Raw genomic sequence first — 26,817 nt, forward strand, 5'->3', positions numbered from 1 at the left:
ATCGTCTTACCTGTCGTTGAGGGCGGCGAAGTCGAACAGCTTCCTGTCGAGCAGATGCGAGGGCCGCACATTCGTCATGGCGCGGATCATCGTGTCCTTGCGGCCGGGCATGCGCTTTTCGATGTCGTCCAGCATCGCCTTCATGGCATTGCGCTGCAGGCCTTCCTGGCTGCCGCAGAGATCGCAGGGGATGATCGGGAACTTCATCGCGTCGGCGAATTTCTCGAGATCGGCCTCAGCGTTATAGGCGAGCGGCCGCAGCACCATGACGTCGCCCTCATCGTTGAGGAGTTTCGGCGGCATGGCGGCAAGGCGACCGCCATGGAACAGGTTCATGAAGAAGGTTTCGAGGATGTCCTCGCGGTGGTGACCCAGCACGAGAGCGGCGCAGCCCTCCTCGCGCGCGATGCGGTAGAGATGGCCGCGCCGGAGCCGCGAGCAAAGCGAACAATAGGTGCTGCCTTCGGGCAGCTTGTCGGTGACCACCGAATAGGTGTCCTGATATTCGATGCGATGCGCAATGCCGTTGGCGTTGAGGTAGTCCGGCAGGATGTGTTTCGGGAAGTTCGGCTGGCCCTGGTCGAGATTGCAGGCGAGCAACTCGACCGGCAGCAGGCCGCGCCATTTGAGGTCGAGTAGCAGAGCGAGCAGACCGTAGGAATCCTTGCCGCCTGACAGCGCCACCAGCCAGCGCTCGCCGGGCTTCACCATGGCGAAGTCCTCGATCGCCTGGCGCGTCAATCTGAGGAGCCGCTTGCGCAGCTTGTTGAACTCGACGGAGGACGGCACGTCGGCGAACAGGGGATGGAAGCCGCCCTCAGTGTCGTCGCCGACCGGCTCGAGGGATTTGACGTCTGGCAGCATATTCATGGCGCATCGGCCCCAGGGACAAGTGTCGGCGCCCGGATTAGCGCATCGGCTCGGAAATCGAAATCGATTTCTGCGGCGCCGGCATGGCGGCTCGGCAAACAAAAAGGCCGCCCAATGGGCGGCCTTTCGATGGATTGCTGAAGCAACCGATCAGCGCGAATAGAATTCGACGACCAGGTTCGGTTCCATCTGCACGGCGAACGGAACATCCGACAGGCCGGGGATGCGCGCGAAGGTGGCGGTCATCTTGTTGTGGTCGGCTTCGATATAGTCAGGCACATCGCGCTCGGCGAGAGCGACCGATTCCAGCACGATGACGAGCTGCTTCGACTTCTCGCGCACCTCGACGACGTCGCCCGGCTTGCAGCGATACGAGCCGATGTTGACGCGCTTGCCGTTGACGTTGACGTGGCCGTGGTTGACGAACTGGCGGGCGGCGAAAATGGTCGGCACGAACTTGGCGCGGTAGACGACCGCGTCGAGACGCGACTCGAGCAGGCCGATCAGGTTCTCCGAGGTGTCGCCCTTGCGGCGGTCGGCCTCTTCATAGACCTTGCGGAACTGCTTTTCCGAAACGTCGCCATAGTGGCCCTTCAGCTTCTGCTTGGCGCGCAGCTGCAGGCCGAAGTCGGAAAGCTTGCCCTTGCGGCGCTGGCCGTGCTGGCCGGGGCCGTATTCACGCTTGTTGACCGGGGACTTCGGGCGGCCCCAGATGTTCTCGCCGAGACGGCGGTCGATCTTGTATTTCGCGGATTCGCGCTTGCTCATCGCATTCCCTTTCAAAACAATACACCCGGAACCTCATGCTCCGAGTGAAGGAAACGCGCCCTCCTCTGGCCTCCGTTTTCGAGACCTGACAGGGTTCTCCACGCAACGCGACGGAAAACCCACGGGACACGTCAGTTAACAAGGCCTAGGAAGAAACAATCGAACTTCCGTCTGCCTCGCCCATAAAGAAAACCACCGGGCATTGCGGCCCGGTGTTGGCGCGCTGATTAAACGGAGATTTAGGCGGTGTCAAGCTTGTGCGTGGCTCTGCGGGCCAATCACCGAGAGCCCGCGGCCCCGCAGGCGGGTTTTTGCTTTTCTTCCCAAGCGCAGCGAGATCAGCTCTTCGATTTCTTCTCGGGCAAGCCCTTGCGCCTGGTCTCCGCGAATTCCTCGAGCTGCTTTTCGCTCATCGATTCGTACATTCCCTTCGAGGCGCCCTTGAGCTCGCTCTTCTTGGTGTCACCGCGCTTTGCCGACAGCGCAGCGCCGGCGGCCTTTTGCTGAGCTTTCGATGTGGCAGGCATGGTCGTTTCTCCCAATTGACTATGGGAGGGAACGCAGCCGCCCAGCCGATGTTCCTGCCGTCACGGGATCGTCAGACCAAAACCCTGCATCAGCCGGCTGACCGCGAAATCCGCCTTGCCGGAGGTGAAGACGGCAATGTCGGGCTCGCCTTGCGAGGATCCGTTGACCGGCGGGAGCAACGACATGGCGCGGCGGGCTATCGCTTCGGCCGGATCGATCCAGTCCACCGGCCAGGGCGCGGTCTTGCGCATGCGGTTGACCAGGAATGGATAGTGGGTGCAGGCAAGCACGACGATGTCGGTATGCTGCCCATCGCGTTCGATGAAGCAGGGCGCGATCTCGGCGCGCACGGCGTCCTCGTCGACAAAGCCCTCGCGCATGTAGACCTCGGCCAGTCCGGCCAGATTGTCGCTGCCGACCAGGCGGACATGGCATTTCTGCGCCCATTTGCTGATCAGGTCGCGCGTGTACTGCCGCTTCACCGTGCCCGGCGTCGCCAGCACCGAGACCAGGCCGGAGCGGGTGCGTTCCGCCGCCGGCTTGACCGCCGGCACCGTGCCGACGAAGGGATGGCCGGGAAATCTTTCGCGAAGCGCATCGATCACCAGCGTCGAGGCGGTGTTGCAGGCGATGACGGAGATCGCCGGCGAAAACCGGTCGAGCAGCCTGGCGAAGAGATCGAGTATGTGCGTGCGCAGCGCCGGCTCCTCCCAGGCGCCGAAGGGAAAGGCCGCGTCGTCGGCGACATAGACGAAGCGCCGGTCGGGCATCAGCACGCGCGCCTCGCGCAGCACGGTCAGGCCGCCGACGCCGGAATCGAACATCAGGATCGGCCGGTCAGTCATTGTCTGTGCCCTTGCCGCCCAGCGGCGCGTCATTATCGTCGCCATTGGCGTTGGGCGCCTGGCCCGCTTCCGCCTTGCGGGCGCGCGCGGCAGCGGCGGGCAGCCGTCTCGGATCGTCGCCGGGGGAGCCATCGCCGCGCGGCATCGCCGGCGAAAATCTGTCCAGCGACGAGATGATGCCCCTTAGCACCTTCAGTTCCGGCTCGGCGAAACCGGCGCGCGTCAGCACGGCACGCAGATTGTCGACCATCTTCGGCTTCTTCCCTTCCGGGCGGAAATAGCCGCGCGCCTCCAGCGCGCCTTCGAGATAGGTGAACAGGCTGTGCAACTGCTCCTTGGTCGCCGGCACGAGTTCCGGTCCGGAGAAGTTGGTCTGGGTTTCGTCCTCCAGTCCCGACTTCATCCATTCATAGGACATCAGAAGCACGGCCTGGGCGATGTTGAGCGACGAGAAGCCAGGATCGACCGGGAAGGTAACGATCTCGTCGGCGAGCCCGACTTCCTCATTGTAGAGGCCGAAGCGCTCGCGGCCGAACAGGATGCCGGTTCGCAGCCCGGCACGCTGCCGCGTCCTCAGCGCCCTGCCCGCCTCGACCGGTCCGCGCACGGCCTTGAAGCCGTCGCGCTCGCGCGCCGTGGTGGCGAAGACGAAATTGAGATCGGCGACCGCCGTGGCGAGATCGTCGAAAACCCGCACCGCATCGATGACATGGTCGGCGCGGCTTGCCGCGGCGCGCGCCTTCTCGCTCGGCCAGCCATCGCGCGGATTGACCAGCCTGAGCTCGGCAAGGCCGAAATTGGCCATGGCGCGCGCGACCATGCCGATGTTCTCGCCAAGCTGCGGCTCGACCAGTATGATCGCCGGGCCGGCTGCGATGGGGGTGTCTCGGGATTGTTCGTCGGCTGGCATGGACGTCAATGAACTGCTGTTTGCGGCATTTCGGCGACCCCTGCCATATTCGGCGGCGAAAATGAAGCTTTCGCAAAGAATGGCATCAAGCGGCACCGCCGATCGCCGTTTGCGCGCTCAAAAAGCCTTTGATATACGCTCGGCATCCCCGGCCGAACGCCATGCGGGCAAGGCCGTTCCGATCCCCAGCAACGAGGCATTCTTTCCATGGCGAAGATCAAGGTGGCGAACCCGGTCGTCGAGCTCGACGGCGACGAGATGACCCGCATCATCTGGCAGTTCATCAAGGACAAGCTGATCCACCCCTATCTCGACATCAAGCTCGACTACTACGATCTCGGCATCGAGCACCGCGACGCCACCAACGACCAGGTGACGATCGACTCGGCCAACGCCATCAAGAAATACGGCGTCGGCGTGAAATGCGCGACGATCACCCCCGACGAGCAGCGCGTCGAGGAATTCAAGCTGAAGAAGATGTGGAAGTCGCCGAACGGCACGATCCGCAATATCCTGGGCGGCACCATCTTCCGCGAGCCGATCATCATGAAGAACGTGCCGCGCCTGGTGCCCGGCTGGACCAAGCCGATCATCGTCGGCCGCCACGCCTTCGGCGACCAGTACCGCGCCACCGACTTCCGCTATCCCGGCAAGGGCAAGCTGACGATCAAGTTCGTCGGCGAGGACGGCACCGTGATCGAGCACGACGTGTTCGACGCGCCGGCCGCCGGCGTCGCCATGGCCATGTACAATCTCGACGAATCGATCCGCGAGTTTGCCCGCGCCTCGCTGAACTACGGCCTGCTGCGCAACTATCCGGTCTACCTCTCGACCAAGAACACCATCCTCAAGGCCTATGACGGCCGCTTCAAGGACATCTTCCAGGAAGTCTACGAGAAGGAATTCGAGGCCGAGTTCAAGGCGAAGAAACTCTGGTACGAGCACCGGCTGATCGACGACATGGTGGCCTCCAGCCTGAAATGGTCGGGCGGCTATGTCTGGGCCTGCAAGAACTATGACGGCGACGTGCAGTCGGACACGGTGGCGCAAGGCTTCGGCTCGCTCGGCCTGATGACCTCGGTGCTGATGACGCCAGACGGCAAGACCGTGGAAGCGGAAGCCGCGCACGGCACCGTCACCCGCCACTATCGCCAGCACCAGAAGGGCGAGGAAACCTCGACCAACTCGATCGCCTCGATCTTCGCCTGGACGCGCGGTCTCGCCCACCGCGCCAAGCTCGACGACAATGCCGAGTTGAAGCGCTTCGCCGAGACCTTGGAAAAGGTCTGCATCCAGACGGTGGAGTCCGGCTTCATGACCAAGGACCTGTCGCTGCTGATCGGTCCCGACCAGCCCTGGCTGTCGACCACCGGTTTCCTCGACAAGATCGACGAGAACCTGCAGAAGGCCATGGGGTAAGAACCCAAATTTCGACATGCCGAAGGCTCCGAAAGGAGCCTTCGCTTTTTGGGCAGCAACGCGAGCGGAAGCAAGGGGCTGACGATGAGCAAGCCAATCCTCTACGGTGCCGACTATAGCGTCTATGTCCGCATCGCACGGCTGGCGCTGGAAGAGAAAGGCATCGGCTACGACCTCGTGCCGGTCGACGTCTTTGCCCCGGAAGGCGTTCCGGCCTGGTATCTCGAACATCATCCGTTCGGCCGCATTCCGGCTTTCGAGCATGACGGCTTTCGCCTGTTCGAGGCGAGCGCGATCGCCCGCTATGCCGACGAGGCCTTCGCAGCCGAAAGAGGCGCGCAGCCGGGCAAGGATGAACCAGATCATCGGCCTGCTCGACGCCTATGGCTACCGCGCCATGGTCTGGGATGTCGCCGTCGAGCGGCTGGAGCAAAACCCGCCCGACGAGGCCCTGATCAGCAAGGGCCTGTCGCAAGCGGAGGCTGTGCTGCGGACACTGTCGGCGCTGAAGGCCGACGGGCCGTGGCTGCTGGGGTCGCAACTGACCCTTGCCGACCTGCATGCAGCCCCAATCATCGGCTATTTCGTCAAGGTCGCAGAAGGGCGTGAATTGCTTGCCCGATTTGCCGACATCAGCGACCGGTATGCGCGCTTCGCTGATCGCGCGAGCTTCGCCAGGACCGAACAGGCGGGCTGATGCGCGCCGTCCATGTCAGCTATGCGACGCCGAACCTGTCGCAGGCCGGCAAGCTGCTGCTGAAGAGCGCGCGCCGCTTCGGCCTCGACAGTCATCTCTATACGCCGGACCACCCGGTGCTGGTCGACCTGGCGCGAAAATACCCATCGATCATGGCCGCGCCGCGCGGCGCCGGCTACTGGCTGTGGAAGCCCTTCATCACGCTGGACATGATGAACCGCGTGCCCGACGGCACGCCGGTCCTCTACAGCGACGCCGCACTGACCTTCATCGCCGACCCCGCGCCTCTGATCGCGCTTTCCAGCCAGCACCCGGTATGCCTGTTCAAGATGGGCGGGCGGATGCTGCAGGGCGCCTGGACCAAGCGCGACTGCTTTGTCGAAATGGATGCCGACCGGGAGGAGTTCTGGTCGCTGCCGCAGCTATGGGCCGGCATGCAGCTCTACCGCGCCGGGCCGGAAGCGAGGGCTTTCCTCAAGCTGCTCACGACAGCCATGGCGAGCGAGGTTCGGCTGACCGACATGCCGAACATCCACGGCCTTCCCAACCTGCCCGGTTTTGTTGAGCATCGGCATGATCAATCGGTGCTGACGACCCTTGCCAGGCAGCAGCGCGCCGCCATTTTTCGCAGCCCGTCGCAGGAGTGGCACGATCCATCGGCGCCAGCGAGCGAGACGCCGTTCGGCCAAACGGTGTTTGTGCACCGCAGGCGAAACCTCCCCTATTTCAGGTGGGTTTACAGGCGCCTGCGCCAGAAATACACGGGCGGCCAAGGCTTCCTTTGATCATGCCGGTCTCTCGCGAGGGCCCGGCGGCTCTCAAGCTTCTGCACCATGAGCCGAGTGCCGTTCAGTCAGGCAGATAGATTTCGGCTTTCATGAAGGTCTTCGCGCGGCCCGTGATCCGCACGCGGTCTCCGGCCAGCTCGCACAGCAGGTGGCCGCCGCGCTGCGAGCACTGGAAGGCCGACAGCTCCGTCTTGCCGAGCTTTTCGGACCAATAAGGTATCAGCGTCGCGTGGATGGAGCCGGTCACCGGATCTTCGGGAATGCCCGCGCCTGGCGCGAAGTAGCGGGACACGAAATCATGGATCTCGCCGCGCGCGGTGACGACCACGCCGAGCGGGTGGAACGTCGCAATCCCGGATAGGTCCGGGACAAAGCAGCGCACGGCGGTCTCGTCGGCCAGTTCGACGAACAGGTTCTCGAAGTTGCGGAAGCTCGCAACCGGGCGCGCCGAAACGACGTCCTGAAGCGCGGATGCCAGCTCGGCGTCCACGGGCTGCGGCGGAAAGCACGGCAGATCGAGCTGGTAGGCGCCGCCGCGCCTGGAAACCCCGAGCTCGCCCACCCGTGTGGCGAAGGCCATGTCGCCGGCGACATCGTGTTCCTGGGCCAGCACATGGGCGGTGGCCAGCGTGGCGTGGCCGCAGAAGTCGGCTTCATGGACCGGGGTGAACCAGCGCAAATCCCAGCCCTTGCCGTTCGGCCGCGCGAACGCGGTCTCGGCAAGGTTGTTTTCGTTGGCGATGGCCTGCATGACATGTTCCGGTAGCCAGTCCTCGAGGATGAGGACGGCGGCCGGATTGCCGTGGAAGGCCCGGTCGGCGAAGGCGTCGACCTGGTACATGGTCAGTGTCGTCACTTCGCGCTCCCGGGATGGCTAGCTTGACTGCGTGGCGACCTCAAGCGAGGTCACGCCGCTTCCAGCGCCGCCTTCACCGCCGCGATCGCGTCCTCGGCCTTCGAGGCGTCGGGACCGCCGGCCTGGGCCATGTCGGGCCGGCCGCCACCACCCTGCCCGCCAAGCGCGGCGGACGCCACGCGCACCAGGTCGACGGCGCTGAAGCGGGTGGTCAGGTCGTCGGTGACGCCGACGACGACACTTGCCTTGTTGTCCTCGCCGGCGCCGACGAAGACGACGACGCCGGAGCCGAGCGTCTTCTTGCCGGCATCGGCAAGCGGCTTCAGATCCTTCGGCGACACGCCGGAAACCGCCTTGCCGAGGAAGCCGACGCCGGCGATGGTCTCGTTCTCGGCCGGCACGCCGGCCGGCGAACGGTCGCCCAGCGCCAGCTTCTTGCGCGCTTCGCTAAGCTCCTTTTCGAGCTTCTTGCGCTCTTCGAGCAGTGTTTCGACACGCGCCGCCACATCGGCCGGCGCGATCTTCAGCGTCGAAGCGATCGCCTTCAGCCGCTTGTCCTGCTCGTCGAGATGCTTGCGCGCCGCCTCGCCGGTCAGCGCCTCGATGCGGCGCACGCCGGCGGCGACCGCGCTGTCCGACACGATGCGCACCAGGCCGATATCGCCGGTCGCCCGGACATGGGTGCCGCCGCAGAGCTCGACCGAATAGGGGCGGTTCGCCTTGGCGCCATGCAGGCCGGTGCCCATCGACACGACGCGCACCTCGTCGCCATATTTCTCGCCGAACAGCGCCATGGCGCCCTCGGCAATGGCGTCATCGACCGACATCAGGCGTGTCGACACCGGGCTGTTCTGCACGACGATCTCGTTCGCCATGCGCTCGACCTCCTCGAGCTCATCGGCCGAGATCGGCTTGTTGTGCGAGATGTCGAAGCGCAGGCGCTCGGGCGCGACCAGCGAGCCCTTCTGCGCGACATGGGTGCCCAGCACCTCGCGCAGCGCCTCGTGGATGAGGTGCGTCGCCGAATGGTTGGCGCGCAACCTGGAGCGGCGCGCATGGTCGACCTTGAGCTCGACCGCGGCGCTGGTCTTGACCGTGCCGCTCGCCACCCGGCCGAGATGCACGAACAGCCCGTCGGCCTTCTTTTGCGTGTCGGTGATCTCGATCGAGAAGCCCTCGCCCGAGATCACGCCGGTGTCGCCCATCTGGCCGCCGGACTCGCCATAGAAGGGCGTCTGGTTGACGACCACGGCAACCGTGTCACCCTGCGCGGCGCTGTCGACGGTCTTGCCGTCCTTGACCAGCGCCAGGACCAGACCTTCCGCCTGCTCGGTCTCGTAGCCGAGGAAATCGGTGGCGCCGGTGTTCTCGCGCACCGAGAACCACACCGTCTCGGTGGCCGCGTCGCCGGACCCAGCCCAGCTCTTGCGCGCCTCGGCCCGCTGCCGCTCCATCGCATCGGTGAACCCGGCCAGATCGACCGAGATGCTGCGCTGGCGCAGCGCATCCTGCGTCAGGTCGAGCGGGAAGCCGTATGTGTCGTAGAGCTTGAAGGCCGTCTCGCCATCCAGCATGTCGCCGGCGCCGAGCTTCTCGGTTGCCTCCGAGAGCAGCCCGAGGCCGCGTGCCAGCGTCTTGCGGAAGCGGGTCTCTTCCAGCTTCAGCGTTTCGGTGATCAGCGCCTCGCCGCGCCCCAGCTCCGGATAGGCCTGGGCCATCTCGCGCACCAGCGCCGGCACCAATTTCCACATCAGCGGCTCGCTGGCGCCGAGCAGCTGCGCATGGCGCATGGCGCGGCGCATGATACGGCGCAGCACATAGCCGCGGCCCTCATTCGACGGCAGCACGCCGTCGGCCACCAGGAAGCAGGACGACCGCAGATGGTCGGCGATGACGCGGAACGATGCGACGGTGTCCGCATCCGGACCGCGCCCGAGCGCCGATGACGCGGCATCGATCAGATGGCGGAACAGGTCGGTCTCGAAGACGCTCTCCACCCCTTGCAGGATGGACGCCATGCGCTCGAGGCCCATGCCGGTGTCGATCGACGGGCGCGGCAGGTCGATGCGCTCTTCCTTGGTCACCTGTTCATATTGCATGAACACCAGGTTCCAGAATTCCAGGAACCGGTCGCCGTCCTCTTCCGGGCTGCCGGGAGGGCCGCCCCAGATGTGTTCGCCGCGGTCGATGAAGATTTCCGAGCACGGCCCGCAGGGTCCGGTGTCGCCCATCGCCCAGAAATTGTCGGAGGTCGGGATGCGGATGATGCGGTCGTCGGTGAAGCCGGCGATCTTCTTCCAGTAGCCGGCCGCCTCGTCGTCGGTGTGATAGACGGTGACCAGCAGCTTGTCCTTCTTCAGCCCGAACTCCCTGGTGATCAGGTTCCAGGCAAGCTCGATGGCGCGCTCCTTGAAGTAGTCGCCGAAGGAGAAATTGCCGAGCATCTCGAAGAAGGTCAGGTGACGCGCGGTGTAGCCGACATTGTCGAGGTCGTTGTGCTTGCCGCCAGCGCGCACGCTCTTCTGGGCGGTGGTGGCGCGCGAATAGGACCGCTTCTCCAGGCCGGTGAAGACGTTCTTGAACTGCACCATGCCGGCGTTGGTGAACATCAGCGTCGGATCGTTGCGCGGCACCAGCGGGCTCGACGCGACGACCTCGTGACCCTCCTTGCGGAAATAGTCGAGGAATGTCGACCGGATCTCGTTCACGCCACTCATGGATGCTTGCCTTTTCGAGAGAACCGCCGGGGGTGCCGACGGCAAAATGGACATGGCCTTTTAGCGATCACGCCGCAGCCTGTCCAGAAACACGGAACTGGAGGAAAGTCCGGTTGTTGCCGGCTCTGGCTGGGCATCGCCCGAAACGCAAACCGCCGGCACAAGGCCGGCGGTTCGGGACGCAGTACTAAAGAACTCAATTACATAAGCAGATATTAATAAACCGAGATTGTGTCACCTACATGGCGCCGGCTTCGTCCTCGAAACCGTCGTCACCGCCGCCCTCGGAGCCGCCATTCTCGAGGAACTTCTCAGCGATCAGCCCGGCATTCTGCCTGAGCGCCATTTCGATCTCGCGCGCTGTGTCGGGATTGTCGCGCAGGAACAGTTTTGCGTTCTCGCGGCCTTGGCCGAGACGCTGCGAATTGTAGGAGAACCAGGCGCCGGATTTCTCGACCACGCCGGCCTTGACGCCGAGGTCGACCAGCTCGCCGGTCTTCGACACGCCCTCGCCGTACATGATGTCGAACTCGACCACCTTGAAGGGCGGCGCCAGCTTGTTCTTGACGACCTTGACGCGGGTCTGGTTGCCGACGACCTCGTCGCGGTCCTTGACCGAGCCGATGCGGCGGATGTCGAGGCGGACCGAGGCGTAGAACTTCAGCGCGTTGCCGCCGGTCGTCGTCTCGGGCGAGCCGAACATGACGCCGATCTTCATGCGGATCTGGTTGATGAAGATGACCATGGTGTTGGAGCGCGAGATCGAGGCGGTCAGCTTGCGCAGCGCCTGGCTCATCAGGCGGGCCTGTAGGCCGGGCAGCGCATCGCCCATCTCACCTTCGATTTCGGCGCGCGGCGTCAGCGCGGCGACCGAATCGACCACCAGCACATCGATGGCGCCGGAGCGCACCAGCGTGTCGCAGATTTCCAGCGCCTGCTCGCCGGTGTCGGGCTGCGAGATCAGCAGGTTTTCGAGGTCGACACCGAGCTTGCGGGCATAGACCGGATCGAGCGCGTGCTCGGCATCGACGAAGGCGCAGATGCCGCCCTTCTTCTGGGCTTCCGCCACGGTGTGCAGCGCCAGCGTCGTCTTGCCCGAGCTTTCCGGCCCGTAGATCTCGATGATGCGGCCGCGCGGCAGGCCGCCGACGCCGAGCGCGATGTCGAGGCCGAGCGATCCGGTCGGCACGGTTTCGATCTCGACCACCTGCTCGTTGGCGCCGAGGCGCATGATCGAGCCCTTGCCGAAGGCGCGCTCGATTTGCGACAGCGCCGCGTCCAGAGCCTTTGATTTGTCCACTGCCTTATCCTCTACAAGCCGCAAAGTATTCTGAGCCATGATACATCACCCCTTGGTCGTCAATGAAGGCCGGACAATCCGTGATCCCTGTCATTTTGTACCTTTTTTGTTCTCGTTTGGCAAGAGGCATCAAGTTGCTGAAAAACAATCAATATCTTGATCTGTTCTATTTATGTCCCACAACACACAGCGGGGGCGTCTTCCAATCGGCCATGCGGGATTCCATTGTCCGGCCGGCCCGAATCGCGGCGTTGATTGCGGGGCGGCGCGGAGAAACCTAGTGTGCGCGGCCGGACAATCAACAAAGGTATCGACGCCACGATGGTGAAGTCCCCCAACATCCTTGCCGTGGGCGGCGCCCATATCGACCGGCGGGGCCAGGTGTCAGGCCCTTACGTGCCGGCTGCCTCGAACCCCGGCACCATGCGCGAGGATGTCGGCGGCGGCGTCTTCAACGCGTTGCGCAGTTTGGTCAGGCGCGGTGTCTCGGCCTCGCTGCTGTCGATGCGCGGCGGCGACGCCGCGGCCGAGACTGTGTCGACGGCGATCGCGAGCGCCGGCATCGCCGACCTGTCGGCGGTGTTCCTCGACCGCACGACGCCGAGCTACACGGCGCTGATCGACCGCGACGGCGAGCTGATAGTCGGCTTTGCCGACATGGCGCTCTACGACCTCGCCTTCCCCAAGCAGATCCGCCGCGCCAAGGTGCGCGAGGCGATCGCTTCCGCCGATGCCCTCCTATGCGACGCGAACCTGCCGTCCGCGGCGCTGGAACGGCTGGTGGCGCAAGCCGCCGGCAAGCCGGTCTTCGCCATCGCCATCTCGCCGGCCAAGGTGGTGCGGCTGATGCCGGTGCTGGGCAGCCTGGCCGTGCTGTTCATGAACCGGCGCGAGGCCGGCGCCCTCGCCGGCCTGGGCGACGATGCGAATGGCCACGATCTGGTCGGCGGGCTGCGGCGCGCCGGGCTCGGGAGCGGCGTGGTGACGGCGGGCGGCGCGCCGGTGCTCGGCTTCGACGGCGAGGGCCTGTTCTCCATCGCCCCGCCCGCCCCGCGTAGGATCGCCGACGTCACCGGCGCCGGCGATGCGCTGACCGGCGCGACGGTCGCCGCTCTGCTCAATGGCCTGCCGCTGCGCGCGGCCCTGCGCGAAGGCATTGCCGCCTCCATCCTGGCCATCGAAAGCACCGAGGCGGTGCCCGCCTTCAGCGCCGCCAACTTCGCGCAAATGCTGGCCCTTGTGCCGGGGGCGCTGGAAGTGGCATGAGGGCGGCCGGAGCGCCGCGCGCCCCGGATTGGAGACCATCATGACGCCCGAAACCGCCCGCCCCTTCATCGACATCCATCCGCCGGTGGCGGAGGCGCTCGCCGCCGGACGGCCGGTGGTGGCGCTGGAAAGCACCATCATCACCCATGGCATGCCCTATCCGGACAACGGCGCCATGGCCGCCAATGTCGAGAAGATCATCCTGGACAATGGCGCGGTACCGGCAACGATCGCGGTGGTCGCCGGCCGCATCAAAATCGGCCTGTCCGACGGCGAGCGCGAATCGCTGGCGATGACCGGCGACGCCATGAAACTGTCGCGCGCCGATCTCGGCTTTGCCGTCGCGCAGGCGCGCACCGGCGGCACCACCGTCGCCGCGACGATGATCGCCGCGCATATGGCGGGGATAAAGGTGTTCGCCACCGGCGGCATCGGCGGCGTGCACAAGGGCGCTGAAAAGAGCTTTGACATCTCGGCCGACCTCGACGAGCTGGCGCGCACGCCGGTCATCGTGGTGTCGGCCGGCGCCAAGGCAATCCTCGACATCGAAAAGACGCTGGAAGTGCTGGAGACGCGCGGCGTGCCGGTCGTCGGCCATGGCTGCGAGACGATGCCTGCGTTCTGGTCCAGGCATTCGCCGTTCCGCGCCCCGCTCACCTTGCATGTGCCGGAGGACATTGCGCATTTCTACCGGACACGGCAGGCGCTGGGCCTCGGCGGCGGCATACTGATCGCCAACCCGGTGCCGGAGAACGCGGAGATCCCGGCCAAGGAGATGGACGGCTACATCCAGGCGGCGCAGAAGGCGGCGGAGGCGCTCAGCGTCACCGGCAAGGCGGTGACGCCGTTCCTGCTGTCGAAAATCCTCGAACTGACCGGCGGCCGCAGCCTCAAGACCAACATCGCTCTGGTCGAGAACAATGCGCGGCTGGCGGCCAGGATCGCCAAGGCGCTGTAGCGTCTACTTGCCCGCCCGCAGCCCCGCCTCATAGGCGCGGCGCGCCCAGACCGCCATCTCGTCGGGGTCGTCGAAGGCGCTGTCGGGAACACTCCAATAGGGCATCGCAACCAGCTTGCCATGCCTGGAGCCGGTGTAGGTCCACTGCTGGCAGCCGGCGGCCTCGAAATCGGCCACGCTTTGCTCGTCGGCCTTCAGCTTCAGCTCGCCGCGCAGCACGATGGCGACGATGACGCCGTCGCAATAGATGCCCTTGCCGCCGAACAGTTTTCTGATGCTGATCGGGCCGAGGCTCTCGAACAACTCCTCTATGCGTTCATTGTCCATGCTGCGATCATGGCATCGCGGCCTGATCCTGTCATCGCCGCAACCAAAACCATGCTGACAAGTTGAGGACCAGCCACGGGAGTTTGCCATGCCGCTGCTGCTGAAAGGATCCTGCCGGTGCAATGCCGTCCGCTTCGAAGTGGAAAGCCACACGCCGGTACCGTTCATGCTCTGCTACTGCTCGATCTGCCGCAAGCAGCAGGGCGGCGGCGGTTTCGCCATCAATCTCGGCGCCGACTACGAGACGCTGAACATCAGGGGCAAGCGCAGCCTCGGCGTCTACCAGGCCGAGATCGAGGATGACGAGCATCCGCATTGCGAGATTTCTACCGGCGAGCGCAATTTCTGCCGCAAATGCGGTTCGGCGCTCTGGCTCTACGACCCGACCTGGCCGGATCTGGTGCATCCCTTCGCCTCGGCGATCGACAGCGAGCTGCCGATGCCGCCGGAAAAGGTGCATCTGATGCTGAAATACAAGGCGAGCTGGGTCGAGCCGGTGGTCGGCAGGAAAGACAAGGTGTTCGACGTCTATCCCGAAGAATCGATAGCCGATTGGCACAAGCGCACGGGCATGTGGGTGGATTAGGAAGAGGCATTGCCTATCCGACAGGAGGCAACAATGAACCTGACTACGCACAAGAAATTCAAAGGCGACCGGCTGATGCCGTGGGGCAAGGGCACCGTCGTCACCGACGCCAAAGGCTATGTGTTTCTGTGCGGCAACACGGCCACGGTCGACGACTACGATCCGTCGAAACACCAGGGAGGCGCCATTGGCGACCCTGCCGCGCAGTGGCGCGCAATCCTCGCCAACATCAAGTCCGATCTGGAGGAACTGGGCAGTTCGCTCGACCACCTGGTCAAGGTGACGTTTTACGTCAAGGGGCCGTTTCCGACCGGCGGCGTCCTCAGCTCACCCAATTTCCGCATGGACGTGATGGACGAATTTTTCGCCGAACATTGCCCTAAGCACTGCAGCTACAACAACCCGCCGCCATCGGAGGTGATCGGCGTTGTCGCGCTGGCACAACCTGACCTGGTCATCGAGCTTGTTGTCGTCGCCGCGCTGCCGGACTGAGCACGGCAGGCCGATCAGGCCGAAGAGCGCGCTTCGGCCAGCGCTTTCAGATCGGCAGGCTTCAGCTCGACGGATTCGCCGCAGCCGCAGGCCGAGCTCTGGTTCGGGTTCTTGAAGGTGAAGCCGGTGCGCAGCGTCGTCTGCTCGAAATCCATCTCGGTGCCGAACAGGAAGAGCGCTGCTTCCGGCGCGACATAGACATGGGCGCCGTCGCGCTCGATATGATCGTCCTTGGTGTTGGGCTCGGTCACCAGGTCGACCGTGTATTCCATGCCGGCGCAGCCGCCCTTCTTGATGCCGAGGCGGATGCCGTGCGCGTTGTCACGCGTGGCGACGATCTCGCGCACCCGGTCGGCGGCCTTTTCGGTCATCGTGATGACGGCGAAGCGTCCCATGTCATTCTCCACGTTCGCGCGGGTTCAAGGCCCGCGGAATGAGTCTGCCCTTAAGATGGTGAACTTTCGCCTTCGCTGCAAGTCATCCAATCTTTTCAAGCCGATGCCAGAGCAATTCCAGGAAAAGTGCGTAGCGGTTTTCCGTCCGGAATTGCGTCAACACATCTAGTACCAGCCGACCGCGACCTGCGCCTCTTCCGACATGCGGTCGGGCGTCCATGGCGGATCGAAGACCATGCTTACCTCGACGCCGGAGACACCTTCCACAGCGCCGACGGCGTTCTCGACCCAGCCCGGCATCTCGCCTGCCACCGGGCAGCCCGGCGCGGTCAGGGTCATGTCGATCTTGACCGAGCGGTCGTCCTCGATGTCGATCTTGTAGACGAGGCCGAGCTCGTAGATGTCGGCGGGGATTTCCGGGTCGTAGACTGTCTTCAGCGCCGAGACGATATCGTCGGTCAGCCGCGCCAGCTCATCGGCGGGAATCGTCGAAGCCGAAACCACGCCGTTCGCGGCCGTATCCGGAGCTGTCTCTGCGGTGGTGCTGGCATCTTCCATGGTCGTCACCCGAAGAACTTTCGCGCCTTTTCCAGCGCCTCGGCCAAAGCGTCGACTTCGGCCCTGGTATTATACATGCCGAACGATGCCCTGCATGTGGAGGTCACGCCGAAGCGTTTCAACAGCGGCTGGGCGCAATGGGTGCCGGCACGGACCGCGACGCCCTGCCGGTCGATCACCATCGACACGTCATGGGCATGTATGCCCTGCAATTCGAACGAGATGATGGCGCCCTTGCCCGGCGCGTCGCCGAAGATGCGCAGCGAATTGATGGCGCGCAGCCGTTCGTGCGCGTAATCCTTGAGGTCCGCCTCATGCGCGGCGATGCGATCGCGGCCGACCTTTTCCATATATTCAAGCGCGGCCCCGAGGCCAATGGCCTGCACGATCGGCGGCGTGCCGGCCTCGAAACGATGCGGCGGCTCGTTGTAGGTGACGATGTCCTCGGTCACTTCCTCGATCATCTCGCCGCCGCCCATGAACGGGCGCATGCCGGCGAGAATGTCCTTCTTGCCGTAAAGCACGCCGATGCCGGACGGGCCGTAGACCTTGTGGCCGGTGAAGACGAAGAAATCGCAGTCGAGGTCCTGCACGTCGATCGGCATATGGACCGCGCTCTGGCTGCCGTCCACGAGCACGGGAATGCCACGCGCATGCGCGATGCGCACGATCTCCTTGATCGGAGTCACCGTGCCCAGCGCATTCGACATCTGCGTGATGGCGACGAGTTTTGTGCGCGCAGTCAGCCGCTTTTCGAATTCCTCGATGTGGAACGCGCCGAGATCGTCGACCGGCACCCAGACCAGCTTGGCACCCTGCCTCTCGCGGATGAAATGCCACGGCACGATGTTGGAGTGGTGCTCCATGATCGACAGCACGATCTCGTCGCCCTCGCCGATGTTGGGCATGCCATAGCCATACGCGACCGTGTTGATCGCCGCGGTGGTGTTGGAGGTGAAGACGATGTTGTCGGTGCTCGGCGCGTTCAGAAACCTCTGCACTGACTTCCGCGCGCTCTCATAGGCGTCGGTCGCGGCATTCGACAGGAAATGCAGGCCGCGATGGACGTTGGCGTATTCCTGGCTATAGGCGTGCTGGATGGCGTCGAGCACGGCTTTAGGCTTCTGCGCCGAGGCGCCATTGTCGAGATAGACCAGCGGCTTGCCGTAGACTTCGCGCGACAGGATCGGGAAATCGCGGCGGATGGCCTCGACGTCGTAGGGGGTGGATTCGACTTTCTGGTCCATCACAAGTTCAAAGCCTCATTCCTTCACCCACCCCTCATCCGTCTCGGCGCTTCGCGCCGATCCACCTTCTCCCACAGGGGGAGAAGGTCTGGCACTCTTCCTTCTCCCCTTGTGGGAGAAGGTGGCCGCGAAGCGGCCGGATGAGGGGTAGTGGTCGAGGCCCCGCCTCGACCACTTCACCCGTGCGTCAAAAACCACTCGTCGAGCCGCGCTTCCAGCGCTTCGACGAGCGCCTCGTCTTCCAGTTCCTCGATCACTTCGGCGACGAAGGCCTTGACCAGCAGACCGCGCGCGCTCTTCTCGTCGATGCCGCGCGCCATCAGGTAGAACAGATGGTCGTGGTCGATCTCGGTGACGGTCGCCCCATGGCCGCAAACGACGTCGTCGGCGAAGATCTCGAGCTCGGGCTTGGTCGAGAACTCTCCGTCATCCGACAGCAGCAGCGTGTTGCAGGCCATCTTGGCGTTGGTCTTCTGCGCATATTGATGCACGTTGATGCGGCCCTGGAAGACGCCGCGCGCCTTGCCGGTCACCACGTTGCGGATCACTTCCGTCGAGGTGGTGTGCGGCACGGCATGGTCGAGCACCATGGTGGTGTCGGTATGGGTGTCGCCGGCCAGAAGGTTGATGCCGCGCAATTTGAAATCGGCGCCCTCGCCGGTCGTGCGCACCACGACCTCCTGGCGCACCAGCCTGCCGCCGGCATTCATAACGAACAGCGTCAGTTTCGCGTCCTTGCCGATATGCGCCTTGAACTGGGCAAGATGCGTGGCGGCATCGGATTGCTCCTGCACGATCAGCCAGGTCACCTCGGCGCCGTCGCCGAGCACGAGCTGGCTGACGGAGCTGGCGAGGCCAGCGCCCTCGCCAGACTGGCGTTCGACGATGGTCGCCCTGGCGCCGGCGCCGACGCGCGTCAGAAGCCGTACATGCGCTTGGCCGCCGGATTGCAGGTTCTGCAGCTCGATCGGCTTTGCCAGTTCGGCGCCGTCGGCGATGTCGACGAAATAGCCATCGGCGACAAAGGCGGTGTTCAGCGCGCCGATCGCGTCATCGGTGCCATAGGGGTCGAGCCCGGGCGCCACGCTGCCATCGGTCAGCTTCTCCAACAGGCGCTGTACCGTGACGCCATCGATCTCGGGAAGTTTCCCATTCGAGACGCCGTTCAGCACCGGCAGCACGGCCGAACCCTCGAAGACCGGCTCAAGCGCCTTCACCGCACCTTCGGCCTCGAAGGCCGGCACTGAAGTCAGCAGCCGGCGCAGGTCGGTATAGTGCCAGGATTCGACGCGCCGCGTCGGCAGGCCATGCTTGATCGCCTCGATCGCGTCGTCGCGCTTGGTCATCACCGCGCCGTCGCCCGGCAGCAGCGAAAGCCGCTCGCCGAAGGCATCGATCAGCGCCGTTTCGGCCAGGGTCCGCTGGGGCTGTGCGTGCATGTTCATCGCTCTCGCCTCGCCTGCTCGCATCTCACGCGGCTTCGCCGATCACGCCGGCATAGCCATTGGCCTCGAGGTCGAGCGCCAGCGACTTGTCGCCAGACTTGATCACCTGGCCCTTGTAGAGCACGTGCACCGAGTCCGGCACGATGTGCTCCAGCAGGCGCTGGTAGTGGGTGATGACGACGATGGCGCGCTCCGGCGAACGCAGCGCGTTGACGCCATCGGAGACAATCTTCAGCGCGTCGATGTCGAGGCCGGAATCGGTCTCGTCGAGCACGCAGAGCTTTGGCTCGAGCAGCTTCATCTGCAGGATCTCGGCCCGCTTCTTCTCGCCGCCGGAGAAGCCGACATTGAGCGGCCGCTTCAGCATCGCCATGTCCATGTTGAGCGAGGCGGCGGCGTCCTTCACGCGCTTCAAGAATTCCGGGATCTTCAGCGGCTCCTCGCCGCGCGCCTTGCGCTGCTCGTTCATCGCCACTTTCAGAAATTCCATGGTCGCGACGCCCGGTATCTCCATCGGATACTGGAAAGCGAGGAAGATGCCGGCGGTGGCGCGCTCGGCCGGGTCCATTTCGAGGATCGACTGGCCGTTGTAGAGGATGTCACCCTCGGTGACCTCATAGTCCTCGCGCCCGGCGAGGATATAGGACAATGTCGACTTGCCGGACCCGTTCGGGCCCATGATGGCGGCGACCTCGCCGGCTTGCACCGTCAGGTTCAGCCCGCGGATGATCTCGGTGCCGTCATCGACGATGCGGGCATGGAGGTTTCTGATTTCAAGCATTCTTGTCTACTTTCGCGTTCTTGTTGTTCTCGTCGCCCGGTCCTTGCCGGGATCTCCCTAGAAGTGCGCCCGCAAGATCGCCGGTAACGAACATCCAGCCAAAAAACCCAACTGCTCCAAGGAAGGCAATCGAACCACCAACATGCTTCACCGAACTCAAACCAAATATTGCGCCTATCAGGGCCACCACGGCACCGCCAATAGCCAGCGTCAACAAGAGCATCAGAACGACGACTATTAAGCCCTTGATCCGCTCGACGAACTTCCCGATCAACCCACGCTGCCTTCCAGCGAGATGCCAATCAGCTTCTGCGCCTCGACGGCGAATTCCATCGGCAGCTGCTGGATGACGTCCTTGACGAAGCCGTTGACGATCAACGCGATCGCCTCTTCCTCGGGGATGCCACGCTGCATGACGTAGAACTTCTGGTCCTCGGAGATCTTCGACGTCGTCGCCTCGTGCTCGAACTGGGCCGTCGAGTTCTTGGCTTCCATGTACGGCACAGTGTGTGCGCCGCACTGGTCGCCGATCAGAAGCGAGTCGCAGTTGGTGAAGTTGCGGGCGTTGGTCGCCTTGCGGTGCGCCGAGACCTGGCCGCGATAGGTGTTCTGCGAGAAGCCGGCGGCGATGCCCTTGGAGATGATGCGGCTCGACGTGTTCTTGCCGAGATGGATCATCTTGGTGCCGCTATCGACCTGCTGGTAGCCGTTCGAGACCGCGATCGAATAGAACTCGCCGCTGGAATCGTCGCCGCGCAGGATGCAGCTCGGATATTTCCAGGTGATGGCCGAACCGGTCTCGACCTGCGTCCACGAGATCTTCGAGCGGTCGCCGCGGCAGTCGCCGCGCTTGGTGACGAAATTGTAGATGCCGCCCTTGCCCTCGGCGTCGCCGGGGTACCAGTTCTGCACCGTCGAATATTTGATCTCGGCATCGTCGAGCGCGACCAGCTCGACGACCGCTGCGTGCAGTTGGTTCTCGTCGCGCTGCGGCGCCGTGCAGCCTTCGAGGTAGGAGACATAAGCCCCCTCCTCGGCGATGATCAGCGTGCGCTCGAACTGGCCGGTGTTCTTCTCGTTGATGCGGAAATAGGTCGAGAGCTCCATTGGGCAGCGCACGCCCTTGGGCACGAAGACGAAGGACCCGTCGGTGAACACGGCCGAGTTCAACGTGGCGTAGAAATTATCCGAGGTCGGCACGACCGAGCCGAGATACTTCTTCACCAGTTCCGGATGCTCCCGGATCGCTTCCGAGATCGAGCAGAAGATGACGCCGGCCTCGGCTAGTTCCTTCTTGAAGGTGGTGACGACGGAGACGGAATCGAACACGGCGTCGACTGCCACGCGGCCCGACTTGTAGACATTGTCGTTGGCTTCCTCGAGCTCCGAGGCATCCGTCTTCTGCACGCCGGCGAGAATCTCCTGCTCCTTCAGCGGGATGCCGAGCTTCTCGTAAACCTTGAGGATCTCGGGATCGACTTCGCTGAGCGAGGTCGGACCAGGGGTGCTCTTCGGCGCCGCGTAGTAATAAATGTCCTGGAAGTCGATCTTGGGATAGTCGACGCGCGCCCAGGTCGGCTCTTCCAAGGTCAGCCAGCGGCGATAGGCCTCCAGACGCCATTCCAGCATCCAGTCCGGCTCGCCCTTCTTTTCAGAGATGAAGCGAATGATGTCTTCGCTCAGGCCCTTGGGGGCCTTGTCCATCGCGATCTCTGTCTGGAATCCGTATTTATACTGGTCGACGTCGATCTTTCGAACCCGATCGATCGTCTCCTGCACAGCAGGCATAAGCGTTCTCCATCCACGCCGGGGTCAAGGCCCGACAGTTTTCAAACTATGGCACCACCAGTTGGCCACGCATGGGCGGGCCGGGGCGGCGTAAGTTCCATATAGTGCGTCCCGACCGGGAATTCACCCGGCCAATTGAAACGCACGGCTCTACCAGGCCCGGAGGCCCGAATTCCCTTTCGTCGCGCTCAGGCGGCCTTTTCGCCGCCGGCACGACGCCCGGCAATGCCGGCGAGTGCTGCGCGGAACAGCTCGATATCCTCGACCGCCGTCGCGTGGCCGATGGACACGCGCAAGGCACCCAGGCTGTCGCCAAATCCCATGGCCTTGAGCACATGGCTCGGCCCGACCTTGCCCGACGAACAGGCCGACCCTGCCGACAGCGCCACGCCGGCGAGATCGAAGGCAATCTGCGCCGTCTCGGCTTTGACGCCGGGAATAGCGAAGAATGTCGTGTTGGCAAGCCTTTGCGCGCCATTTCCGAAGATTTCCGCGTCCGGCGCCAGGGTTTTTACCAGGACCTCGATCTCGTCGCGGCGCCGCGCCACCAAATCGATGTCGCGCAGACCGGCCAGCGCCTGACGCGCCGCCGCGCCGAAACCAGCGACGGCGGGGAGGTTTTCGGTGCCGGCGCGATGGCCCTTTTCCTGGCCGCCGCCGTTGATCAATGGCTTCGGCATCATCAGATCGGCCGCGGCGACGATGGCGCCGACGCCCTTGGGGCCGCCGATCTTGTGCGACGACAGGATAAGATAATCGGCGTAACCGGCTGACATATCGATCAGAATCCGCCCGGCCGCCTGCACGGCGTCGATCACCAGCACGCCACCCGCCGCCCTGACGATTTCGGCGATGCGCTCGACAGGCTGGATAACGCCGGTCTCATTGTTGGCGGCATGGATCGCGACCAGCGGCAGGCCGTCGCTCTTGTCGTGCGCGGCGAGAACCGCAGCCAGTTCATCGAGATCGGCGATTCCATTTCGATCGACGCCGATGCGGGTCATCTGCGCCGCTGGGAAGCGTCCACCATTAAGAACGCAAGGGTGGTCTGCCTCCGAGACATAGAGTCGGCTCATGCGGACGGTGCCGCGTCCCATCTGCCAGTCCGGCGTCAGCAGGGTCGCAGCGGCTTCGGTCGCGCCCGACGTGAACACGACATGCGCGGCCTTGGCATTCACCAATGCAGCGACGTCGCGCCTTGCGTCCTCGATGAGGCGGCGCGCGGCGCGGCCCTCCGTGTGGACCGAGGACGGATTGGCGGCACCCAGCGCGGCAATCATCGCCGAGCGCGCCTCTTCAAGCAGCGGCGCGCTGGCGTTGTAGTCGAGATAGGCGCGAGTTGCGGCCATTTTCCTTCAATTGGTCCCGTCGAAAGCCATTCGCCAAGGGTAGCGCGTTATTTCCTTGAAATCGCAAGGCAAGCCGTCCTATTTACGCGGCTTGCGGAAAGGGGCGGTCGAGCCAGCGGGTTTCGGCCACCCAGTTTTGAACAATTCTAAACTAGCTTCTAAGAAGACGCTTGCCCGGCGTCAAGGCCACAGAAGCTGGGGCCAGCGGAAGAGTTGTTCCGGGCTGAGCGCGTTCGTTTGCCACGTGGAGTATTTTATGCCTGAGGTCATTTTTGCCGGTCCGGCCGGTCGCCTGGAAGGTCGCTACCAGCCTTCCAAGGAAAAGAGCGCGCCGATCGCCATCGTGCTGCACCCGCACCCGCAGTTCGGCGGCACGATGAACAACAAGATCGTCTACGACCTCTTCTACATGTTCCAGAAGCGCGATTTCACCACGCTTCGCTTCAATTTCCGCGGCATCGGCCGCAGTCAGGGCGAGTTCGACCACGGCACCGGCGAATTGTCGGACGCGGCGGCGGCGCTGGACTGGGTGCAGTCGCTGCATCCGGATTCCAAGAGCTGCTGGGTCGCCGGCTATTCGTTCGGTTCGTGGATCGGCATGCAGTTGCTGATGCGCCGGCCGGAGATCGAGGGCTTCATCTCGATCGCGCCGCAGCCCAACACCTACGACTTCTCGTTCCTGGCGCCGTGCCCGTCGTCGGGCCTCATCATCCACGGCGACGCCGACAAGGTGGCGCCGCCCAAGGACGTGCAGGCGCTGGTCGACAAGCTGCATACCCAAAAGGGCATCACCATCACGCAGAAGACCTTGCCGGGCGCCAACCATTTCTTCGCCAATGACGCCGACCTTCTGCTGCAGGAATGCGCCGACTATCTCGACCGCAGGCTGGCGGGCGAGCTGGCCGATCCGAGGCCGAAGCGGCTGAGATAAAGCGTCTTATGGGTGGTCGGCGCTGAGCCGTCCGCTCTGCTTCGCTATCAATTCGCGGCGCCGGGCTGCGTTGGGCCATCCCAGCCGGAATGTCCTCTTGCGCTCCGGCCGTTGCGACGACGGCCGGCGGAAGATGAAACCCAGCCGGGCGAAGACCAGCCCCGTGGCGATCGCGAAAGCCAGCCCCAGTCCAAAGCCGGCAACCGTGTCGCTCGGATAATGGGCGCCGACGAATACGCGTGTCGAGGCAATGCTGGCCGTGACCGCCAGCGCTAGGTACCAGCGCCTCGGGAAAAGCAGCAACAGAACGCCGAACACCGCGCCCATCGTCGTGGCATGGCCGGAGGGAAAGCCGGCGAAGCGCGCATCCATGGCGAACGGGTGCAGCGACAGCACCCCGAAATCGGTGAAATAAAGCGGCCGCGCCCTGCCGATGCCGTATTTCAGCAGATTGACCGCCAGGCCGGACAGGCCGACGGCGCAAAGCACCAGGAAGGCGAAGCAGGTCCAGTTGTAGACGAAAAGCCGCGTTCGCCTGGACAGGCTTCGCCAATCCGTCAGATTGGCGGCGACGAGGCAAAGCGCTGCCGGAATGAGGTACCAGCCGCCAAGGCCGAAATCGGTGAAGAAGTCGGTGAAATGGACGAAGCCCGGCGTCCACATCCCGCGCATCCTGCCGGCGGCGCTGTCCAGGCTTAAGAAGACCACCATCGCGAGCAGCAGCCAGGCAAACAGCCAGACCAGCCATGGAATCTCGGGATAGCGTGCCGCACGCACAGCAAAGCGCCTCTTCACGATGCTGATCGTGTCGAGGAAGTTGCCGAGCGAGCGACGGTAAAGCTTGGGCGGGCTAGAGAGCATGGCTGGGCGCGAGCTTATAGGGGCATTCGCGGGCCGACGCCATTCCTCACTTGGCCACCCGGTAGAGGCCGAGCGCCAGCTTGTCCCCCGACGAATAGTTGAGGCCGTCAATCTCGGCAAGACGGCTTGCCGATTTGCCCTGGACCGCCAGCAATTCGTTCAGCTTCTGCTCGTCCTTGACCGATGCCAGTCCAATCGCGCAGGCGGGATCGGCCAGCAGGTGCTTCGCGACGCCGTCGACATCGGTGAGCACGGTCCTGGTTCCGACCAGGAAGACGAGGCTCGGCTCATGGTACTGGGCGGAGGCGAGCACGGTGGTGTCGCATGGCCGGTTGGCGTCGACCGCGACCTTGATCGCCGGGCTTAGCCAGATCGGCTTCAGCGATGGCGCGATGACGCCGAACAGCAGCGAAAAGGTGATGCCGGCGCAGATGGCGATGGCACCGATGCGGCCGAGCGGCACCTGCAGCTTGCGCGGGAAGGCCAGGTAACCGGCTGCCAGCGCGGCGAGCGCGGAGGGAATGCTCCACCACGAAAACGTCCTGGCGAGATAGATCGGCGCGCCGATGCAGACGACGGCAAGGCCTATGCTGACCACAGCAAGGCCGAAAGCGGTCGCCCACCACAGCCAGCTTTGCCAGCGCTTCAACGGTGCGTCGGCCTCCTCAGGCTTCAATGTCAGCAGCCAGCCGATCAGCAGCGCCATGCCGGGATAGGCCGGCATGACATAGTGCGGCAGCTTGGTCGGGATCGCCTCGAAGACCAGCCAGAACGGGATGTACCAGGCGAGGCAGAAGCGCAGGCGCGGGTCATCCCAGAAGCGGTTGATCGCCTGCAGCCCGGCGCCGACCGCGATCAGGCCGAACGGCCACATGAACAGCGAATAGGTCAGCATGTAGAAGCCGGGCGGCAGACCATGCGATTCCTCGCCCTGCGCTACCTTGGTCAGCATGTCCTTGCCGACCGCCTCCTGGAAAAAGGCGCCGCCGCTTTTCCAGCTGATCAGAAGTATCCAGGGCAGCACGATAGCGAGCACGATGGCGACGCCGCGAAGGATCTTCAGCTTGAGGAGCCAGCGCCAGTCGCGATCGAAGGCGAACAGCGCGGCGGCCGTCAGCAGCGACAACAGCGGCGCCACCGGGCCCTTGATGAGGATGCCAAGTCCCTGCGCGATCCAGAAGATCCACGGCAGATGGCCGGCGACCGGCTCGTTGCGGCGCGCGGCGAGATAGACCTGCGCCAGCGCGCCCTGCGCCGCCACGCAGCAGGCAAGCAGCATGGCGTCGGTCTTGGCGTCGCGACCCTCGAAGGCGGTGGCGAAGATCGCCGCCATCATCAGGCCGGCGGCGAGACCGGCATTGGCACCGAACAGTTTCGTGCCCGTCCAGCCGATGCCGACGACGGCAAGCGCGATACCCAGCATGGAGACCAGGCGATAGACCCAGATCGGCGCGGCTGCCCCCTCGCCGCTCAGCGCGACCGCCGCCGACTGCAGCCAGTAGATGCCGATCGGCTTCTTGTAGCGCGTGACGTCCTGCAGACGGATATCGACATAGTCGCCGGTCTCGACCATCTGCTTGGTCGCCTGGACGAAACGGGACTCGTCGCGGTCGATCGGCGGAAGGCTGGCGAGGCCGCTGACGGTCATCACCAGGCTGAACAGAAAGAGGATGATGTAGTTCCTGTTCATCGCGGGAGCTTCCGGATCTCGATTTGCGGGATGGTGCCCCGTCGCGGCGCCTGGGCGCGGCGCCTCATTACGCCAGCCACTGGCACGAGGCAAGAAGTGGCCCTCTCTCCAGGGCAATAGCTTCAATCCAGTTGATGGTTTCCGACTTTGTGGCTGAGAACACCAACTGTCGAAGTCGGCGCCGCCCCTCATGGCCCTGCCGGGCACTTCTCCCCGTATAGTGACGGGGAGAAGGGGCTGGCCGCAATGTTGGCGCCCTTCTCCCACCGCTGGCGAGTCGCGAAACCAGTGATGACAGCCCCCTCTCACCGTCACTATACGGGGAGAGCGACTGTCTTGGCTGTCAAGCTGTTTGCCATGGTTTTTGGTCGCGGATGATGGCGTTGAGAATGGTCAGCAGCTTTCGCATGACGGCCACGACGGCGACGATCTTCGGCTTGCCGAC

General features: G+C 64.2%; 26 protein-coding genes and 2 pseudogenes. 8 read left to right on the forward strand and 20 right to left on the reverse strand.

Going from position 1 to position 26,817, the window contains the following annotated elements; all coding sequences use genetic code 11:
- Window positions 1-6: 6 nt before the first annotated feature.
- The 5 genes from ttcA to EN857_RS23635 all read right to left on the reverse strand — a co-directional run bounded on the left by ttcA (window position 7) and on the right by EN857_RS23635 (window position 3,921).
- Entirely contained in the window at window positions 7-864 is an 858-nt protein-coding gene (gene ttcA / locus EN857_RS23615; RefSeq protein ID WP_187331405.1) for a tRNA 2-thiocytidine(32) synthetase TtcA, read from the reverse strand.
- A gap of 156 nt (window positions 865-1,020) precedes the next feature.
- Entirely contained in the window at window positions 1,021-1,638 is a 618-nt protein-coding gene (rpsD, locus tag EN857_RS23620; RefSeq protein ID WP_126054848.1) for a 30S ribosomal protein S4, read from the reverse strand.
- A 338-nt stretch (window positions 1,639-1,976) separates the two neighbouring features.
- Window positions 1,977-2,165: a DUF3008 family protein gene (locus EN857_RS23625; RefSeq protein ID WP_126054849.1), complete on the reverse strand. Its 189-nt coding sequence runs from the start codon at window positions 2,163-2,165 to the stop codon at window positions 1,977-1,979.
- 60 nt (window positions 2,166-2,225) lie between these two features.
- Complete coding sequence (murI, locus tag EN857_RS23630; protein ID WP_127282341.1) at window positions 2,226-3,011, reverse strand: glutamate racemase; 786 nt, start codon at window positions 3,009-3,011, stop codon at window positions 2,226-2,228.
- Window positions 3,004-3,921: an RNA methyltransferase gene (locus tag EN857_RS23635; protein ID WP_127282342.1), complete on the reverse strand. Its 918-nt coding sequence runs from the start codon at window positions 3,919-3,921 to the stop codon at window positions 3,004-3,006. Before EN857_RS23635 ends, murI begins: the two co-directional genes overlap by 8 nt.
- Window positions 3,922-4,128: 207 nt before the next feature.
- Between EN857_RS23635 and EN857_RS23640 the strand changes: the two genes are divergently transcribed.
- The 3 genes and pseudogenes from EN857_RS23640 (at window position 4,129) to EN857_RS23650 (ending at window position 6,822) form a co-directional block, all read left to right on the forward strand.
- Complete coding sequence (locus EN857_RS23640; protein WP_127282343.1) at window positions 4,129-5,340, forward strand: NADP-dependent isocitrate dehydrogenase; 1,212 nt, start codon at window positions 4,129-4,131, stop codon at window positions 5,338-5,340.
- Between the two features lie 84 nt (window positions 5,341-5,424).
- A pseudogene (locus tag EN857_RS23645) lies at window positions 5,425-6,037 on the forward strand (glutathione S-transferase family protein).
- The gene (locus tag EN857_RS23650) at window positions 6,037-6,822 is read left to right on the forward strand and encodes a hypothetical protein (RefSeq protein WP_127391991.1); all 786 of its coding nucleotides are present in this window, start codon (window positions 6,037-6,039) and stop codon (window positions 6,820-6,822) included. The pseudogene EN857_RS23645 and the gene EN857_RS23650 overlap by 1 nt, the downstream one beginning before the upstream one ends.
- 64 nt (window positions 6,823-6,886) lie before the next feature.
- Here EN857_RS23650 and EN857_RS23655 read toward each other — a convergent pair whose 3' ends face one another.
- From EN857_RS23655 to recA, 3 genes are all read right to left on the reverse strand, one after another.
- Window positions 6,887-7,666, reverse strand: coding sequence for a PhzF family phenazine biosynthesis protein (locus EN857_RS23655; RefSeq protein ID WP_127391990.1), 780 nt, complete (start codon window positions 7,664-7,666; stop codon window positions 6,887-6,889).
- Between the two features lie 65 nt (window positions 7,667-7,731).
- Window positions 7,732-10,398, reverse strand: a complete 2,667-nt coding sequence (gene alaS, locus EN857_RS23660; protein WP_135859252.1) for an alanine--tRNA ligase — start codon at window positions 10,396-10,398, stop codon at window positions 7,732-7,734.
- A gap of 238 nt (window positions 10,399-10,636) precedes the next feature.
- The gene (gene recA, locus EN857_RS23665; RefSeq protein ID WP_126054856.1) at window positions 10,637-11,737 is read right to left on the reverse strand and encodes a recombinase RecA; all 1,101 of its coding nucleotides are present in this window, start codon (window positions 11,735-11,737) and stop codon (window positions 10,637-10,639) included.
- A gap of 282 nt (window positions 11,738-12,019) precedes the next feature.
- Here recA and EN857_RS23670 point away from each other — a divergent pair, with 282 nt between their 5' ends.
- The gene (locus EN857_RS23670) at window positions 12,020-12,964 is read left to right on the forward strand and encodes a carbohydrate kinase family protein (RefSeq protein WP_135859273.1); all 945 of its coding nucleotides are present in this window, start codon (window positions 12,020-12,022) and stop codon (window positions 12,962-12,964) included.
- A gap of 40 nt (window positions 12,965-13,004) precedes the next feature.
- Window positions 13,005-13,922: a pseudouridine-5'-phosphate glycosidase gene (locus EN857_RS23675; RefSeq protein WP_128346685.1), complete on the forward strand. Its 918-nt coding sequence runs from the start codon at window positions 13,005-13,007 to the stop codon at window positions 13,920-13,922.
- A gap of 3 nt (window positions 13,923-13,925) precedes the next feature.
- Here EN857_RS23675 and EN857_RS23680 read toward each other — a convergent pair whose 3' ends face one another.
- Window positions 13,926-14,249 (reverse strand): TfoX/Sxy family protein, encoded by a 324-nt coding sequence (locus EN857_RS23680; protein ID WP_127282348.1) that lies wholly within the window; start codon window positions 14,247-14,249, stop codon window positions 13,926-13,928.
- Between the two features lie 88 nt (window positions 14,250-14,337).
- On the opposite strand from EN857_RS23680, the gene EN857_RS23685 reads away from it, so the two are divergent.
- Window positions 14,338-14,835 carry a GFA family protein gene (locus tag EN857_RS23685; RefSeq protein ID WP_127311199.1) on the forward strand — a complete coding sequence of 166 codons (498 nt, stop codon included), beginning with the start codon at window positions 14,338-14,340 and terminating at the stop codon, window positions 14,833-14,835.
- A 33-nt stretch (window positions 14,836-14,868) separates the two neighbouring features.
- On the forward strand, window positions 14,869-15,327 hold the full coding sequence (locus EN857_RS23690) for a RidA family protein (RefSeq protein WP_127311200.1): 459 nt from the start codon (window positions 14,869-14,871) through the stop codon (window positions 15,325-15,327).
- A gap of 14 nt (window positions 15,328-15,341) precedes the next feature.
- On the opposite strand, the gene sufA is transcribed toward EN857_RS23690, so the two are convergent.
- The 8 genes from sufA to EN857_RS23730 all read right to left on the reverse strand — a co-directional run bounded on the left by sufA (window position 15,342) and on the right by EN857_RS23730 (window position 22,890).
- On the reverse strand, window positions 15,342-15,722 hold the full coding sequence (gene sufA / locus EN857_RS23695) for a Fe-S cluster assembly scaffold SufA (RefSeq protein ID WP_127311201.1): 381 nt from the start codon (window positions 15,720-15,722) through the stop codon (window positions 15,342-15,344).
- A 165-nt stretch (window positions 15,723-15,887) separates the two neighbouring features.
- On the reverse strand, window positions 15,888-16,280 hold the full coding sequence (locus EN857_RS23700) for an SUF system Fe-S cluster assembly protein (RefSeq protein ID WP_127282352.1): 393 nt from the start codon (window positions 16,278-16,280) through the stop codon (window positions 15,888-15,890).
- Between the two features lie 5 nt (window positions 16,281-16,285).
- Window positions 16,286-17,527: a cysteine desulfurase gene (locus EN857_RS23705; protein WP_127282353.1), complete on the reverse strand. Its 1,242-nt coding sequence runs from the start codon at window positions 17,525-17,527 to the stop codon at window positions 16,286-16,288.
- A gap of 176 nt (window positions 17,528-17,703) precedes the next feature.
- Window positions 17,704-18,972 (reverse strand): Fe-S cluster assembly protein SufD, encoded by a 1,269-nt coding sequence (sufD, locus tag EN857_RS23710; protein WP_127282354.1) that lies wholly within the window; start codon window positions 18,970-18,972, stop codon window positions 17,704-17,706.
- Window positions 18,973-18,997: 25 nt separating this feature from the next.
- Window positions 18,998-19,753: a Fe-S cluster assembly ATPase SufC gene (sufC, locus tag EN857_RS23715; protein ID WP_127282355.1), complete on the reverse strand. Its 756-nt coding sequence runs from the start codon at window positions 19,751-19,753 to the stop codon at window positions 18,998-19,000.
- On the reverse strand, window positions 19,746-20,027 hold the full coding sequence (locus EN857_RS23720) for a hypothetical protein (RefSeq protein WP_127392528.1): 282 nt from the start codon (window positions 20,025-20,027) through the stop codon (window positions 19,746-19,748). Before EN857_RS23720 ends, sufC begins: the two co-directional genes overlap by 8 nt.
- A complete protein-coding gene (gene sufB, locus EN857_RS23725; RefSeq protein ID WP_127311204.1) occupies window positions 20,024-21,541 on the reverse strand; it encodes a Fe-S cluster assembly protein SufB in 1,518 nt (505 codons plus the stop codon). The genes EN857_RS23720 and sufB overlap by 4 nt, the downstream gene beginning before the upstream one ends.
- Before the next feature lie 188 nt (window positions 21,542-21,729).
- The gene (locus tag EN857_RS23730) at window positions 21,730-22,890 is read right to left on the reverse strand and encodes a cysteine desulfurase family protein (protein WP_127392529.1); all 1,161 of its coding nucleotides are present in this window, start codon (window positions 22,888-22,890) and stop codon (window positions 21,730-21,732) included.
- 256 nt (window positions 22,891-23,146) lie between these two features.
- Here EN857_RS23730 and EN857_RS23735 point away from each other — a divergent pair, with 256 nt between their 5' ends.
- Window positions 23,147-23,821 carry an alpha/beta hydrolase gene (locus EN857_RS23735; RefSeq protein WP_126054872.1) on the forward strand — a complete coding sequence of 225 codons (675 nt, stop codon included), beginning with the start codon at window positions 23,147-23,149 and terminating at the stop codon, window positions 23,819-23,821.
- A 6-nt stretch (window positions 23,822-23,827) separates the two neighbouring features.
- Here EN857_RS23735 and EN857_RS23740 read toward each other — a convergent pair whose 3' ends face one another.
- The 3 genes and pseudogenes from EN857_RS23740 to EN857_RS23750 all read right to left on the reverse strand — a co-directional run.
- The gene (locus tag EN857_RS23740) at window positions 23,828-24,682 is read right to left on the reverse strand and encodes a phosphatase PAP2 family protein (protein WP_128346857.1); all 855 of its coding nucleotides are present in this window, start codon (window positions 24,680-24,682) and stop codon (window positions 23,828-23,830) included.
- 46 nt (window positions 24,683-24,728) lie between these two features.
- Window positions 24,729-26,372, reverse strand: coding sequence for a glycosyltransferase family 39 protein (locus tag EN857_RS23745; protein WP_127394216.1), 1,644 nt, complete (start codon window positions 26,370-26,372; stop codon window positions 24,729-24,731).
- A 343-nt stretch (window positions 26,373-26,715) separates the two neighbouring features.
- Window positions 26,716-26,817: pseudogene (locus EN857_RS23750) on the reverse strand (IS110 family transposase); the annotation flags it as partial.

This window comes from Mesorhizobium sp. M4B.F.Ca.ET.214.01.1.1 (genome assembly GCF_004791545.1).
GTDB classification, from domain to species: Bacteria; Pseudomonadota; Alphaproteobacteria; order Rhizobiales; family Rhizobiaceae; genus Mesorhizobium; species Mesorhizobium abyssinicae.

Coding starts and splice junctions, on each gene's coding strand:
- ttcA (WP_187331405.1), bottom strand. CDS start 864: ATGCTGCCAGACGTCAAATCCCTCGAGCCGGTCGGCGACGACACTGAG.
- rpsD (WP_126054848.1), bottom strand. CDS start 1,638: ATGAGCAAGCGCGAATCCGCGAAATACAAGATCGACCGCCGTCTCGGC.
- EN857_RS23625 (WP_126054849.1), bottom strand. CDS start 2,165: ATGCCTGCCACATCGAAAGCTCAGCAAAAGGCCGCCGGCGCTGCGCTG.
- murI (WP_127282341.1), bottom strand. CDS start 3,011: ATGACTGACCGGCCGATCCTGATGTTCGATTCCGGCGTCGGCGGCCTG.
- EN857_RS23635 (WP_127282342.1), bottom strand. CDS start 3,921: ATGCCAGCCGACGAACAATCCCGAGACACCCCCATCGCAGCCGGCCCG.
- EN857_RS23640 (WP_127282343.1), top strand. CDS start 4,129: ATGGCGAAGATCAAGGTGGCGAACCCGGTCGTCGAGCTCGACGGCGAC.
- EN857_RS23650 (WP_127391991.1), top strand. CDS start 6,037: ATGCGCGCCGTCCATGTCAGCTATGCGACGCCGAACCTGTCGCAGGCC.
- EN857_RS23655 (WP_127391990.1), bottom strand. CDS start 7,666: ATGTACCAGGTCGACGCCTTCGCCGACCGGGCCTTCCACGGCAATCCG.
- alaS (WP_135859252.1), bottom strand. CDS start 10,398: ATGAGTGGCGTGAACGAGATCCGGTCGACATTCCTCGACTATTTCCGC.
- recA (WP_126054856.1), bottom strand. CDS start 11,737: ATGGCTCAGAATACTTTGCGGCTTGTAGAGGATAAGGCAGTGGACAAA.
- EN857_RS23670 (WP_135859273.1), top strand. CDS start 12,020: ATGGTGAAGTCCCCCAACATCCTTGCCGTGGGCGGCGCCCATATCGAC.
- EN857_RS23675 (WP_128346685.1), top strand. CDS start 13,005: ATGACGCCCGAAACCGCCCGCCCCTTCATCGACATCCATCCGCCGGTG.
- EN857_RS23680 (WP_127282348.1), bottom strand. CDS start 14,249: ATGGACAATGAACGCATAGAGGAGTTGTTCGAGAGCCTCGGCCCGATC.
- EN857_RS23685 (WP_127311199.1), top strand. CDS start 14,338: ATGCCGCTGCTGCTGAAAGGATCCTGCCGGTGCAATGCCGTCCGCTTC.
- EN857_RS23690 (WP_127311200.1), top strand. CDS start 14,869: ATGAACCTGACTACGCACAAGAAATTCAAAGGCGACCGGCTGATGCCG.
- sufA (WP_127311201.1), bottom strand. CDS start 15,722: ATGGGACGCTTCGCCGTCATCACGATGACCGAAAAGGCCGCCGACCGG.
- EN857_RS23700 (WP_127282352.1), bottom strand. CDS start 16,280: ATGGAAGATGCCAGCACCACCGCAGAGACAGCTCCGGATACGGCCGCG.
- EN857_RS23705 (WP_127282353.1), bottom strand. CDS start 17,527: ATGGACCAGAAAGTCGAATCCACCCCCTACGACGTCGAGGCCATCCGC.
- sufD (WP_127282354.1), bottom strand. CDS start 18,972: ATGAACATGCACGCACAGCCCCAGCGGACCCTGGCCGAAACGGCGCTG.
- sufC (WP_127282355.1), bottom strand. CDS start 19,753: ATGCTTGAAATCAGAAACCTCCATGCCCGCATCGTCGATGACGGCACC.
- sufB (WP_127311204.1), bottom strand. CDS start 21,541: ATGCCTGCTGTGCAGGAGACGATCGATCGGGTTCGAAAGATCGACGTC.
- EN857_RS23730 (WP_127392529.1), bottom strand. CDS start 22,890: ATGGCCGCAACTCGCGCCTATCTCGACTACAACGCCAGCGCGCCGCTG.
- EN857_RS23735 (WP_126054872.1), top strand. CDS start 23,147: ATGCCTGAGGTCATTTTTGCCGGTCCGGCCGGTCGCCTGGAAGGTCGC.
- EN857_RS23740 (WP_128346857.1), bottom strand. CDS start 24,682: ATGCTCTCTAGCCCGCCCAAGCTTTACCGTCGCTCGCTCGGCAACTTC.
- EN857_RS23745 (WP_127394216.1), bottom strand. CDS start 26,372: ATGAACAGGAACTACATCATCCTCTTTCTGTTCAGCCTGGTGATGACC.